We start from the raw sequence: 12,394 nt of genomic DNA, 5'->3' as shown, positions 1-12,394 counted from the left end.
GGTGGGGACCGTGCGGTCCCGCCTCGGCGATCTGCTCAGTGCGTGTTCAGGCGGTGGCGGCGTTGTCGTCGTCGTGGTCGTGAAGGTCGCCATCCGCCGCGGGACCGTCTCCACCCACGGCGCCGTCTCCGCTCACGTCGGCGCCGCGTTGACCACCCGCCACGGCGACACGGCCGGCCCCGGGCGGCCCCGGGCCGACCTCCTTGCGGGCCAGCGCGACCGTCGCCACGGCCATCACCGCCAGCGTCACCGCCAGCAACACCAGGTGCGCGCCGTCCACCTGGAACCGCTCGCCCAACACCAGCACGCCCAACACCAGCGAGATCACCGGCGTCGTGACGGTCGACGCCGGCACCGCCTGGTGCACCGCGCCCGCCTCGAACGACATCTGCTGCAACGTCAACGCCGCCACCGCCGCGACCCCCAGCGCGTACACCTCGCCCGTCGTGGCCACCTCCCACGCGCCACCCTCGTGCCAGCGCTGCGTCACGCCCTTGGTGAACAGCGCCACGTACGCGAACGCCGCGCCGCCCGCCACGCCGAACAGCACCGCGCGGCCCCCGTTGGAGTGCCGGCGCCGCGCGAAGCGCAGGAGGATCCCGACGACGACGAGACCACCCACACACGCCAGCACCCACTCCCAGAAGGTCGGATGCGCTTCACCCCCGGTCGGGCGGCCGAAGATCACCAACACCATCACGCACGCCGTCAGCACGTGGCCCCAGAACAACTCCGTCTTGGACACCTGGCGGTGGTTCATCCACGCGCCCAGCGGCAACGCGAAGATGAGTGAGGTGACCGAGATCGTCTGGACGAGGATCAGCGAACCGAACGCCAGCGCCAGGCCCTGGAAGGCGAAACCGGCCAGGCTGATGAGCATCCCCGACCACCAATAACGGCTGGCGAGAACGCCGAACCGGCCCTCGAGCCGGCCCCCCGCGCGGTCCATCGTCCGGTGGCGCATCACCGTCCCGAGGGCCTGGCTGAGGGCGGACGCGAGGGCCAGGAGAACTGCCGCCCAGGTTTCCGTCATCTATGACGAGTAAACACCTCCCGTAAAGTGGGCACGCGTTAGGCCGAACAACACCGGAAAAAGCCGATCAGCACCGGAAGGGTGTGACCGCGTGGCACTGGTAGTGCAGAAGTACGGCGGCTCCTCCGTGGAGTCCGCAGAACGGATCCGACGGGTGGCCGAACGGATCGTGGATACGAAGAAGGCCGGGAACGACGTAGTGGTGGTCGCCTCGGCGATGGGAGATACCACCGACGAGCTGCTGGACCTGGCGGACCAGGTCTGCCCGTCGCCGCCGCAGCGCGAGATGGACATGCTGCTCACCTCGGGTGAGCGGATCTCCAACGCGCTGCTCGCGATGGCCATCAGCTCGTTCGGGATGGAGGCGTACTCGTTCACCGGGTCGCAGGCCGGGATCATCACCACCACCCGGCACGGCAACAGCCGGATCATCGACATCACCCCGGGCCGCGTCCGCGAGGCGCTCGACGAGGGCAAGATCACGCTCGTCGCCGGCTTCCAGGGAGTGTCGAGGGAGACCCGGGACGTCACGACGCTGGGACGCGGCGGCTCCGACACCACCGCGGTGGCCCTGGCCGCCTCGCTCGGCGCGGACGTGTGCGAGATCTACTCGGACGTCGACGGCATCTACACCGCCGACCCGCGGATCGTGCCCAACGCCCGCAAGCTCGACACCATCTCGTACGAGGAGATGCAGGAGATGGCGGCCGTCGGGTCCAAGATCCTCAACCTGCGCAGCGTCGAGTTCGCGCGCCGCAACCAGGTGCCGCTGCGCGTCCGCTCTTCGTATTCGAACGACCCCGGCACGCTCGTGGCGGGAAATGTGGAGGACATCCCCGTGGAAGACGCACTGCTGACCGGAGTCGCACACGACGCCTCGGAGGCCAAGATCACGGTGGTCGGCATCCCCGACCAGCCCGGCTACGCCGCCAAGGTGTTCCGCATGGTCGCCGACGCAGAGATCAACATCGACATGGTCCTGCAGAACGTGTCGCGCTCCTCCGGTAAAACCGACATCACCTTCACCTGCCCGCTCGAGGTGGGCGCCAAGGCCACCGAGGTGCTGACCAAGGCCAAGGACGAGCTGGGCATCGACCAGGTGCTCTACGACGACAACGTGGGCAAGGTGTCCCTCGTCGGCGCCGGGATGAAGTCGCACCCGGGCGTCACCGCGACGTTCTGTGAGGCCATCTCCGCGGCGGGCGTCAACATCGAGCTCATCTCCACCTCGGAGATCCGGATCTCGGCGCTCGTCCGCGAGGAGGAACTCAACGACTGCGTGCGCGCGCTGCACGACGCCTTCGAGCTCGGTGGCGAGGAGGAGGCGCAGGTCTACGCCGGCACCGGCCGCTAGGTTTCGGCGGGCTGGGGCGGTGTCCCGTTGCAACCCGTCCTACGGCGGCCCGTTCCACGGCAGCCCGTCCCACGGCGGCGCGTTCCACGGCAGCCCGTCCCACGGCGGCGCGTTCCACGGCGGCGCGGCCTACGGCGGCCCGTCCCATGGCGGCCCGTCCATCAGAGGGTTCGGCCCACATCGCTCGAGTGCGTGTGTGCCGAACCCTCTGCTCGTTGGCGTGGCCACGTCCGGGTTGGCTGCCCCGGCCCGGCAGCCCGGGTAGTTCACCCCGTCGCGCTCGGCGGATCGCCCTCGCGAGCTCTGACGCCCTGCCGGATGTCGGCGGCGGTCTGATGCTCGTCGCGGGTGATCATCGTGGTGGTCACCGGGTAGTGCAGCCAGCCGAACTTGCGGATCCGATTCCATCGCGTCAGATCCCTGGCGTGCTGGTCGGGCGCCCGGTGATACTCGCCGTCGTACTCGACCGCGATCTTCAGTCGCCGATTCCCCAGGTCGAGCCTGTAGGGGAGTCCGGGAATCGACACCTGGGTCTCGAAACCCTCGAATCCGTGCTTGTGCAAGAAGAGTCGGGTGCGGGTCTCCCAGGGAGAGTCCATGGCCCCGGTGTCACAGAGTTCGAGCGCAGCGAGGGCCCGCCGCTTGCCCGGCAGGCGTCGCGGGGTCTCTGCGAGCGGTCTGACATCTCGCTCGGGATCGACGCCGATTCTCGGCGATCCGTCGAGTGCGATGACCGCGTTGGTCGGATCGTCCCGCCGTGCGATGTCGAACAAGGCCCACGCCGGCGAGGCTATCCGGCCGAGCCTGGCGGAGCCGAACGTCAGTGTCCCGGTGTGCTCGCGCGGGATCGTGTACTGGCGTCCGATCATCCCGGGCCTGTCGACACGTCGTGTGCCACAGGCGAACTCGTCGATGTAGTCGCGCGGTGCGCCCCTGTGTCCGTGAGCTTCGGCGGCCAGCCAGCCGGTCACCACCGCGTCGGGGCAGAGTGCCGAGATCGCGGCGATCCGCACCATCGGATCCGTCTCGTCGATCCCGTGCGGGATCCAGAGTCCCCGGTGGAGTCGGTTGTAGCCGCTCGCGCCGAGCCGTCGCCCGAGGTCGGGGATGAGATCGCGGGTCCGTTGGGGTGGCCGAAAGTCGCGCATGGGACAAGGATCGACGACGACGACGCCACCACCCCGTCCTGGCTGGCCCGAATGGGCATGGCTTGTGGAGAGTTCAGGGCCTGTGGATGATTCGGTCCGAGGGAGGAGTTCCCGTCATTTCGCACCACGCCCCTCCGTCCTCAAGAGGGTTCGGCGCACCACCTTCTCGCGCGATGCGGGCCGGACCCGCTTATTGACGCGCCGAACCCGCTTCTTGACGGGGCGCTGCTCGGCGCCGCCGTCGGGCCCCGTGACGCACGCCTCGGATCGGTAGGCGCGGGGTCGGTAGGATGGTGGCTCGCCGGTCGGTCGAGCGCAGGACGGAGCACCCGTCCGCGACGGGCCGGGACGACAAGACTTTCAGGAGTTGACCTCGCAGATGACCACTGTCGCCGTAGTCGGAGCCACGGGCCAGGTGGGGCGCGTCATGCGTGCCCTGCTCGAGGAGCGGGACTTCCCGGCCGACAAGGTCCGGTTCTTCGCTTCCGCCCGTTCGGCCGGGACCACGCTGCCGTTCCGGGGCGAGGACATCGTCGTGGAGGACACCGCGGCCACCACCGATGAGGAGCTCCAGGGCATCGACATCGCCCTCTTCTCGGCTGGCGGCACGATGTCCAAGGAGCAGGCGCCCCGGTTCGCGGCTGCCGGCGCCGTCGTCGTCGACAATTCCAGCGCCTGGCGCAAGGACCCGGACGTTCCCCTGGTGGTCTCCGAGGTGAACCCGGGCGCGGCCAAGAACCCCCCCAAGGGAATCATCGCCAACCCCAACTGCACCACCATGGCCGCGATGCCGGTGCTCAAGGTGCTGCACGACGCGGCGGGGCTGAAGCGGCTCGTGGTGTCGACGTACCAGGCGGTGTCGGGCTCGGGGCTGGCCGGCGTGGACACGCTCAACGACCAGGTGACCAACAATGTGGCGGCCGGGCACGAGCTGGTGCACGACGGCAGCGCGCTGCAGGCCGGAGAGACGGGGCCGTACGTGGCGCCGATCGCGTTCAACGTGCTGCCGCTGGCGGGCGCGATCGTCGACGACGGTTCCGAGGAGACCGACGAGGAGCAGAAGCTGCGCAACGAGTCGCGCAAGATCCTCGACATCCCGGGGCTGCCCGTGGCGGGCACCTGCGTGCGCGTGCCGGTGTACACGGGCCACACGCTGACCATCAACGCCGAGTTCGCCGAGGACATCACGCCGGAGCAGGCGCGCGAGTTGCTGTCGAAGGCCCCGGGTGTGAAGGTCGTGGACGTGCCGACGCCGCTCGAGGCCGCGGGCATCGACGAGTCGCTGGTCGGTCGCATCCGTCAGGATCAGTCGATCGAGGGCAACAAGGGGCTCAACCTGGTGGTCTCGGGCGACAACCTGCGTAAGGGTGCGGCGCTCAACACCATCCAGATCGCGGAGCTGCTGGCCAAGTAGCGTTTCGAGCGTCGCCAAGAGCGTTCCACGCACATCGCCCGAGAGGCACGTGCGCGGTACGCCTTTCTCGTTGGGCCGACGGGGAGGACGGGGGGAAACGAGGGACCGAGGGGACGACGACGACGAGGCCTGCCCCGTCCCCCCGTGAAGAGAACCGCCGCCCGGTATCCGTACCGGGCGGCGGCTCTCTCGTCTGTCCGCGGGGCGGTGTCCGCGCCGTGCCGGGGGACCGGTCGGTAGCCCGGCTACTGACCGTTTGAGAGCAGTCGCTCTGTTACTGTCTGACGCATGCCTCGCCCACGGGTCCACGATCTCGACCGGCTGCTCGACGCCACGGAGCGGCTGGCCGTGGAGTCCGGCCCCGCTGCGGTCACGGTTCGCGCCATTTCCGATCTGACGTCGGTCTCCAACGGCGCCATCTACAACGCGTTCGGCTCACGAGCGGGTCTGGTCGGGCGTGTCTGGCTCCGCGCGGCCCGGCGGTTTCTCGCCCTGCAGCAGGACATGGTGCGGGCCGCCCGGGCGCCTGGCATAACGCGCAGCCAAGAGCCGGACCCGGGGTCGACGGCCGCGGTCGGCGCGGTGGTCGACGCGGCAATCGACGCCGTGGTCGCTGCAGCGGATGCCCCCGCACGGTTCCTCACGGAGCGCCCGGAATCGGGGCGGTTCCTGCTCGCGGTCAGCCGGACGGAGCTCCTCGGGTCCGCCGACCTGCCCAACGACCTGGCTGCGGAACTCGACGGTCTCGACGAGGAGCTCACCGACCTGTTCGTGGCGCTGTCCAGCGATCTGTGGGGCCGAGGCGACCGGGCCTGCGTTGACGTCGTGAGGGACTGCGTCGTGGAACTACCGACCGCACTGCTGCTCCGCGGACGCCGGGACCCGGACACGTCGGCCCGCCAGCGGATCGCCGCCTGCGTGCGCGCCGTGCTCGCCCTGGGACCGCCACTCGACGCACGCGGACCGGCAGACCCGGCCGGATCCCCCGATTTCATCGACAGAGAGGACCACCACCAATGACCCCCACACTGAGCTGGCACGAGGACGTCGCCGTCCTGACGCTCGGACACGACGAGAATCGTCTGTCCCCGGACTTCCTCGACGCCGTGAACGCCCGACTGGACGAGGTGGAGACCTCCGCGAGAGGACTGGTCACGGCCGGTTCCGGCAAGTTCTTCTCGAACGGTCTGGACCTGGAGTGGCTCATGGCCAACCCGGATCGACTCGACTGGTACGTCGACCGGGTCCAGCAGTTGTTCAGCCGCGTCCTGACGTTCTCCCTGCCGACGGTCGCCGCCGTCAACGGGCATTCCTTCGGGGCCGGCGCCATGCTCGCCATGGCCCACGACTTCCGGGTGATGCGGGCCGACCGGGGCTACTTCTGCTTCCCGGAGGTCGACATCAACATCCCGTTCACCGTCGGTATGGCCGCGCTCATCCAGGCCAAGACCACCCCGCAGACCGCCATCGCCGCGATGAGCACGGGACACCGCTACCCCGGCCCGGAGGCCAGCGAGGCCGGACTCGTGGACGCGACGGCGCCGGAGTCGGAGGTCATCACGGCTGCGGTGGAGCGTCTGCGGCCGATCCTCGGCAAGGACCGCAAAACCCTCGGGGCCATCAAGGCCACGATGTTCAGTTCCGTCACCGAGGCGCTTCGGCAGAGCTCGGAAGGAGAAGCGGGGTAACACGGATTCGGCCGCACGACGAGAGCCGCCGCTCGGTATCGCACACCGGGCGGCGGCTCTCACGTGATCACGGGCCCGGCGTCTCGCTGCCGGACGCCCGGGCCTCCTCGGAGCTAACCATCGAAGCCGTGAGCGAGCACCTCGAAGGCCTCGTCGAGCAGACCCGCCAGGGAGGAGTCGCCCTCGCGTTGCCGTGTCGCGTGCTTCCTCAGCGTGGCGCCGCACGCGGCCATGCTCAGATCCACCGTGAGTCGGGCGCGGAACTCGGTTCCGTTCTGTATGCGCTGACGGACCGATTCGTACAGAGGGCCGAGGATGTCCTCGATGTCGGGTCGCCTCTCCGGACCCAGGACGAACCCGATCCGCTCACCGAGTACGGCGAGGTTTCCGAGGGCGACGATGTCGTCCTCGGGCCGGGTGTAGGCCTCCTTGAGGATGCCGTGGAGGATGCGCAGTGCGGACATGTCAGAGGGCGCGTTCTCCACCTGCTTCGCCCACCGCGCGACCTGTTCGCGGACGAAGTACAGGAACGCGTCCTCGCGGCGGGCGAAGTAGTTGTGGAACGTCCGCGTGGAGACGCCGGCCCGTTCGGCGATGGCGGCGACGGTGGCCCCCTCCACGCCATGGCTGACGAGGAGTTCCACCGCCGCCACCGAGAGCCGTGTCCGGGTGTCGGCCTTCTTGCGCTCGCGCAGACTAGTCACGCTGCCGGCTCCCGGCACCCCCGTCGGAGGTCTCGCCACGGTCCTCGTGCTTCCCGGCGGCGGGAGACTGGTCGGCCACCGTCATCGAGGAGTGGCGTCCGGCGGCGACGGCGTCCCGGGACTCGTGCGGTCCACCGGCGACGTTGTCGTCGTCGTCCTTCTCTTCCAGGGCGGAGCCCTCGACGTCGACGGAAGGCAGGATCCGATCGAGCCAGCGCGGGATCTTCCAGGCGTTCTCGCCGAGCAGGAACATCACGGCCGGGATGATGGTCATGCGGACGATGAAGGCGTCGAAGAACACCGCGACCGCCAGGGCGAAGCCCATCACCTTGATGAACTGCTCGTCGATCGTCATGAAGGCGGCGAAGACGCTCATCATGATCAGTGCGGCGGCGGTGACCACGCGGGCGCCGTGCTTGAACCCGTTGGAGACCGCGTTGTGCGCGGTCTTGCCGTGGACCCAGCCCTCGCGCATCCGGGTGACCAGGAAGACCTGGTAGTCCATGGCCAGGCCGAACACGATGCCGATGAGCATGATCGGCAGGAAGCTGATGACCGGCTGCGGATCGGAGATGATCCCGAGCCAGCCCTCCTGCCAGATCGCCACCGTGAGCCCGAAGGTGGCAGCCACCGACAGGGCGAAGCCCAGCGCGGCGATCAACGGCACCCAGATGGACCGGAAGACGAGCATGAGCAGCAGGAACGCGAGTGCGAGCACGATGCCGACGTAGGGGAGCAGGACCTCGGAGAGTCGTTCGGAGATATCCTCGTAGATCGGGGTGACGCCGGTGACCGAGTAGGTGCCACCGGTCTGCGCCTCGAAATTACCGACCCCGCCGCGGATGCTCTCCAACACGTCCGCGGCGCGTTCGTCGGTGGCGCCGTACTCGGGGGTGATGAGCACCTGTGCCGCGTCGCCGGCCTCGTTCGGCTCGATGATCTGGGCGTTCCGTACGCCGTCGATCGACTGGATGTCCGTTGCCGCGGTGGCCCACGCCGCGGTCCGCTCCTCCTCGGGGACCGCGAGGGTGTCGACGAAGGCGATCATCGGGGCGTTGCGCCCGGGGCCGAACTTCTCCGCGGTGATGTCGTAGGCGATCCGGTTGGGGGTGTCGGGGGCCATGGTGCCGTCCGAGGGCATGGCCAGTCGCAGGTTCACGGCGGGCAGCGCCAGCAGGATCAGCAGGAGGATGCTCGCCGCGCCGAAGAGGATCGGGTGCGCGCGCACCCGGCGGACCCACGTCAGGCCCATCGTCGGCTTCTCGTCCTCCGGGTCCGGGGCCTTGACGCCCCCGATGCGGGCGCCGAACACCTTGGTGCCGACTGCGCCGAGGATGGCCGGTAGCAGCGTGATCGCGACGAGAACCGCGATCGCGACGGTGGCGGCGGCGGAGAGCGCCATCGCGGTGAGGAACGGGATGTTGATGATCGACAGCGCGGCCAGCGCGATGAGGACGGTCAGCCCGGCGAAGACCACCGCGGAACCGGCCTTACCCACGGCGAGTCCGGCCAGGTGGGCCCGCTGACGGAAGTCGATCTCCTTGAGTTTGGCGGCCAGTTCCCGCGGCTCGAGGTCGTTGCCACCGATGTACTTGACGAGTTCCGTGCGGTAGCGCGAGACGATGAACAGGGCGTAGTCGATGCCCACCGCGAGACCGATCATGGACGCCAGCGTCGGCGTCATGGTGTTGATGGTGTCGGTGAACCGGGTGGCCGCGAAGATGCCCGCGATGCCGATCCCCACACCGATCACTCCGGTGAGCAGCGGCATGCCGGCGGCGATCAGAGAGCCGAAGGTCAGGGTGAGGATGATCGCGGCGACGGCGATGCCGATGATCTCGCCGGTCGCGCTGATCTCGTTCATCTGGAACGCGTTGCCGGAGTAGGCGATGGTCAGCGTGTCCTGGTACTCGGCGACGAGATCGGCGAAGGCCTCCTGGTCGGCGGCCTCGACTTCCATCGTGCTCTCGGCTGCGAACTCGACCTGGACGGTGCCGGTCGTCTCGTCCTCGCTCAACGGGCTCAGGGCCGCGATGTCGGCGTCGATCTGCTCGGGCGGGAGCCCCTGCGCGGCCTTGGCCTCCGTCATCTGCTGCGTCATACCCTCGGCCGCCAGGACCGGGTTGACGATCGCGTCCGTCGCGGTGAGGTAGTCGAGTTCACGGACGTCGGCGAGGAAGGCGTCGACGTCCTCGCTCACCGCGGGGTCGGTGAGCGTCGTGCCCTCGGGCGCCTGGATCACGACGGTGCCCGTGGGCGCCTGCAGTTGATCCTCCGAGCCGGCGAACCGCTCCTGCATGGCCTCCTGGGTCTCGATGGATTCGAGTCCGGGGATCGAGAAGGTGGTGCTCGTCTGCTGCGACAGGGTGGCTGCGGCGGTGCCCATGCCGATGATCAGCAGCAGCCAGGCGGCGATGAACCTCCACCTGTGCAGATAGGCCGATCGTCCGATGCGGTAGAGAAATGTCGCCATGCTGCAGGATCCTCGGGTCGGGGGATGTGCTGACCCGTGGAGTTTTGCAGGAACACTGCACGATTGCACGGCCGTGCAAAGAAATGTGGCCAAGCTCTCCCGCGTCGCGGCCCGCGTCGGCTCAGGGGTGGTTCCAGCTGGTGACCGGCTCCTGCACGTTGCCGTCGGAGTCGTAGGTGTAGAAGCCCTCTCCGTCGCCGAGGCCGGCCTTACCGGCGTCGATGCCCTTCTGGAGCAGGTCGGCGAACTTGATCCGCGCCGGGTCGCCGGAGGCGCGGGCGATGTTGGCGGCGACGTTGAAGCCGACGGTGTCGTAGACCTGGAACGGGCCGGCGGGCGCGCCGGTGGCGGTGCGCCAGACGTTGTCGATGTCGGCGGGGTTGGCGATGCCGTTGACGTAGAGCTCGGCGCCCGCGTTCAGCCAGGGGACGAGCAGGCCGTTGAGCAGGTATCCGGGCGTCTCCTTGAGGACGGGCACCGGCACGAGTCCGATCTCGGCGGCGAACTCGAGGACGATCTCGAAGTATTTCCGGTCGGTCTGCTGCGCGACCATCACCTCGCCGGTGTTGTAGCGCCAGACGAGGTTGGCGAAATGCAGGGCGAGGAACTTCTCGGGCCGTCCGGTCTCGGCCGCGAAGTCGCTGGGGCGGAGCGTGGAGGTGTTGGTGGCGAAGATGGTCTTCTCGGGCGCGCTCCGGCCGATCTTCGTCCACACGTCCTTCTTGAGGTCGAGGTTCTCCGGTACGGCCTCGATCACCAGGTCGGCGTCGGCGACGGCCTCGGGGATGTCGGTGGTGGTGCGGATGGAGGCGACGGCCTCGTCGAAGCGCTTCTCGTCGAAGTCCGGCAGGTCGCGCCTGTAGTAGTCGCGCATCCATTCCCACCGCTCCGGAAGCTTGGCCAGGAGCTCGTCGGAGATGTCGTAGCCGGTCACGGTTTTCCCGTGGTAGGCCGCCTGCATGATGATCTGGGAACCGAGTACACCGGTTCCGAACACGGTGACGTTCGTGATGTCCGTCATGACTGACTCCTCTCGCCCGGGGTGGCGCCCCCGGGGCCTGTCGTGGTGCTGGTCGTGGATTCGGTGGTTGGTGTGGCGGCGGGCTCGGTGGGGCCCTGCCGTCGGGCGCGCGCGTACTCGTCCGGCTGGTGCACCACGACCTGTGTGCGCCTGCGGGTGAGGTAGTCGCGGAACCACGACACGAGTGCGGCGGCACGCTGGGACCAGCCCGACAGCAGGACGAGGTGCACTCCGAGCCAGGCAAGGAAGGCGAGCATGCCCTGGATCTGGAACCGGCGCGGGCCCATCTCCGCGATCGCGTGGCCGCGGCCGACCATGGCCATCACGCCCATGTCGCGGAAGCGGAACGGCTTCCGTGCTCGGCCTTGGAGGTCCGCGCAGATGTTGTCGGCCGCCCAGGTGCCGGATTGTTTGGCCACCGAGCCCAGTTGGGGCAGTGCGCGGCCCTTGGCATCGGTGATGTTCGCGGCGTCGCCGAGGACGTACACGCCCGGCAGGCCGGGGGCGGTGAGGTCGGGTTCGACGTCCACGCGCCCGCCGCGGCCGGTCGTCAGACCGGCGGGCTCGAGCAGTCCGGAGGCCTTGAGCCCGGCCGTCCAGATGACGATGGCGGCCGGCAGCTCGGTACCGTCCTCGAGCGCCACGCCGCTGGTGGAGACCGAGGAGACCGCTCTGCCCAGGTGGATCCGGACGCCGAGCTCTTCGAGGCTGCGGCGGGTGTACTTCTGCGAGCGCTTCGAGAACGGCGGCAGGACGGTGTCCACCATGTCGACGAGGTGCACCTCGCACTGCGCGGCGGCGAACTCGTCCGAGTAGTACTCCGACACCACGAACTTGATGTTCTCCGCGATCGCGCCGGCGGTCTCGACACCGTTGGGGCCCGCCCCCACCACGACCACCGCGAACGTGCCCCGGCGCTCCGCGGCGTCGCGGGTGGCGGCGGCTCTCTCGAGCGCGCCGAGCATCGCCGAGGACAGGCTGGTGGCGTCGTCGACGGAGTACAGCGGGTACGCCAGCTCGCGCGCTCCCGGGGTGTCGAAGAAGTTGGGTTCGGACCCGGTGGCCAGCACGAGGATCCGGCCGCGGTACGTCAGCCCGTCGTCGGTGGTGACGGTCTTGGCGGCGGCGTCGACGGAGGCCACGCGCGCGGTCCGGATGGTCACGTGCTCCCGTTGGCGATGCAGTATGCCGCGCAGCGGGCGCGCCACGGTGGAGATCGCGATCTGCGCGGTCGCCGCCTGGTAGAGCAGGGGCTGGAACTGGTGGTAGTTGTTCTGGTCGAGCAACAGCACGTCCACGCCGGAGCGTCCCAGTTGCTTGGCGGCGTAGAGGCCGGCGAATCCGGCACCCACGATCACCACGTCGTGTTCGATCGCCGGGAAATCGTCGGCGGGATCAGTGTCTTCTGCCGCTGTGTTCGCCATGGCTAGTCCTTACTCGGCCCGTGAGGAGATGTCCACCGCGCGCCACCGCGCGCCACCGCCCGCGGCCGGACCGGTCGTGCCTACGCCGGGCCGGTGCCATAGTGGGAATCGCACGTCCCATCGTGTCCGGGCGTA

General features: G+C 69.1%; 10 protein-coding genes. 4 read left to right on the top strand and 6 right to left on the bottom strand.

Features of this window, described 5'->3' with window-relative positions:
• Nucleotides 1-46: 46 nt before the first annotated feature.
• Nucleotides 47-1,033: a DMT family transporter gene (locus ACWGLC_RS11780; protein ID WP_452100082.1), complete on the bottom strand. Its 987-nt coding sequence runs from the start codon at nt 1,031-1,033 to the stop codon at nt 47-49.
• A gap of 91 nt (nt 1,034-1,124) precedes the next feature.
• Between ACWGLC_RS11780 and ACWGLC_RS11775 the strand changes: the two genes are divergently transcribed.
• Nucleotides 1,125-2,387 carry an aspartate kinase gene (locus ACWGLC_RS11775; RefSeq protein WP_452100081.1) on the top strand — a complete coding sequence of 421 codons (1,263 nt, stop codon included), beginning with the start codon at nt 1,125-1,127 and terminating at the stop codon, nt 2,385-2,387.
• 266 nt (nt 2,388-2,653) lie between these two features.
• Here the strand turns inward: ACWGLC_RS11775 and ACWGLC_RS11770 are convergent, their stop codons facing one another.
• Nucleotides 2,654-3,535: an endonuclease domain-containing protein gene (locus ACWGLC_RS11770; protein WP_452100080.1), complete on the bottom strand. Its 882-nt coding sequence runs from the start codon at nt 3,533-3,535 to the stop codon at nt 2,654-2,656.
• Between the two features lie 379 nt (nt 3,536-3,914).
• Here ACWGLC_RS11770 and ACWGLC_RS11765 point away from each other — a divergent pair, with 379 nt between their 5' ends.
• The 3 genes from ACWGLC_RS11765 (at nt 3,915) to ACWGLC_RS11755 (ending at nt 6,637) form a co-directional block, all read left to right on the top strand.
• Nucleotides 3,915-4,949, top strand: coding sequence for an aspartate-semialdehyde dehydrogenase (locus ACWGLC_RS11765; RefSeq protein ID WP_452100079.1), 1,035 nt, complete (start codon nt 3,915-3,917; stop codon nt 4,947-4,949).
• 288 nt (nt 4,950-5,237) lie between these two features.
• Nucleotides 5,238-5,969, top strand: a complete 732-nt coding sequence (locus ACWGLC_RS11760) for a TetR/AcrR family transcriptional regulator (RefSeq protein WP_452100078.1) — start codon at nt 5,238-5,240, stop codon at nt 5,967-5,969.
• Nucleotides 5,966-6,637, top strand: coding sequence for an enoyl-CoA hydratase/isomerase family protein (locus ACWGLC_RS11755; protein ID WP_452100077.1), 672 nt, complete (start codon nt 5,966-5,968; stop codon nt 6,635-6,637). The genes ACWGLC_RS11760 and ACWGLC_RS11755 overlap by 4 nt, the downstream gene beginning before the upstream one ends.
• A 113-nt stretch (nt 6,638-6,750) precedes the next feature.
• Here the strand turns inward: ACWGLC_RS11755 and ACWGLC_RS11750 are convergent, their stop codons facing one another.
• The 4 genes from ACWGLC_RS11750 to ACWGLC_RS11735 form a co-directional block, all read right to left on the bottom strand.
• Nucleotides 6,751-7,341: a TetR/AcrR family transcriptional regulator gene (locus ACWGLC_RS11750; protein ID WP_452100076.1), complete on the bottom strand. Its 591-nt coding sequence runs from the start codon at nt 7,339-7,341 to the stop codon at nt 6,751-6,753.
• Nucleotides 7,334-9,814, bottom strand: coding sequence for an MMPL family transporter (locus ACWGLC_RS11745; RefSeq protein WP_452100075.1), 2,481 nt, complete (start codon nt 9,812-9,814; stop codon nt 7,334-7,336). The genes ACWGLC_RS11750 and ACWGLC_RS11745 overlap by 8 nt, the downstream gene beginning before the upstream one ends.
• 121 nt (nt 9,815-9,935) lie before the next feature.
• A complete protein-coding gene (locus ACWGLC_RS11740; RefSeq protein WP_344992119.1) occupies nt 9,936-10,835 on the bottom strand; it encodes a 3-hydroxyacyl-CoA dehydrogenase in 900 nt (299 codons plus the stop codon).
• Nucleotides 10,832-12,259, bottom strand: a complete 1,428-nt coding sequence (locus tag ACWGLC_RS11735) for an NAD(P)/FAD-dependent oxidoreductase (RefSeq protein ID WP_452100074.1) — start codon at nt 12,257-12,259, stop codon at nt 10,832-10,834. Before ACWGLC_RS11735 ends, ACWGLC_RS11740 begins: the two co-directional genes overlap by 4 nt.
• Nucleotides 12,260-12,394: the final 135 nt, after the last annotated feature.

The sequence above is a fragment of the Dietzia sp. NPDC055877 genome, assembly GCF_053615975.1.
Note: the sequence above shows the minus strand (reverse complement) of the source record. Positions and strands in the feature narration are given on the sequence as shown.

Coding starts and splice junctions, on each gene's coding strand:
- ACWGLC_RS11735 (WP_452100074.1), bottom strand. CDS start 12,259: ATGGCGAACACAGCGGCAGAAGACACTGATCCCGCCGACGATTTCCCG.
- ACWGLC_RS11755 (WP_452100077.1), top strand. CDS start 5,966: ATGACCCCCACACTGAGCTGGCACGAGGACGTCGCCGTCCTGACGCTC.
- ACWGLC_RS11765 (WP_452100079.1), top strand. CDS start 3,915: ATGACCACTGTCGCCGTAGTCGGAGCCACGGGCCAGGTGGGGCGCGTC.
- ACWGLC_RS11745 (WP_452100075.1), bottom strand. CDS start 9,814: ATGGCGACATTTCTCTACCGCATCGGACGATCGGCCTATCTGCACAGG.
- ACWGLC_RS11740 (WP_344992119.1), bottom strand. CDS start 10,835: ATGACGGACATCACGAACGTCACCGTGTTCGGAACCGGTGTACTCGGT.
- ACWGLC_RS11760 (WP_452100078.1), top strand. CDS start 5,238: ATGCCTCGCCCACGGGTCCACGATCTCGACCGGCTGCTCGACGCCACG.
- ACWGLC_RS11780 (WP_452100082.1), bottom strand. CDS start 1,033: ATGACGGAAACCTGGGCGGCAGTTCTCCTGGCCCTCGCGTCCGCCCTC.
- ACWGLC_RS11770 (WP_452100080.1), bottom strand. CDS start 3,535: ATGCGCGACTTTCGGCCACCCCAACGGACCCGCGATCTCATCCCCGAC.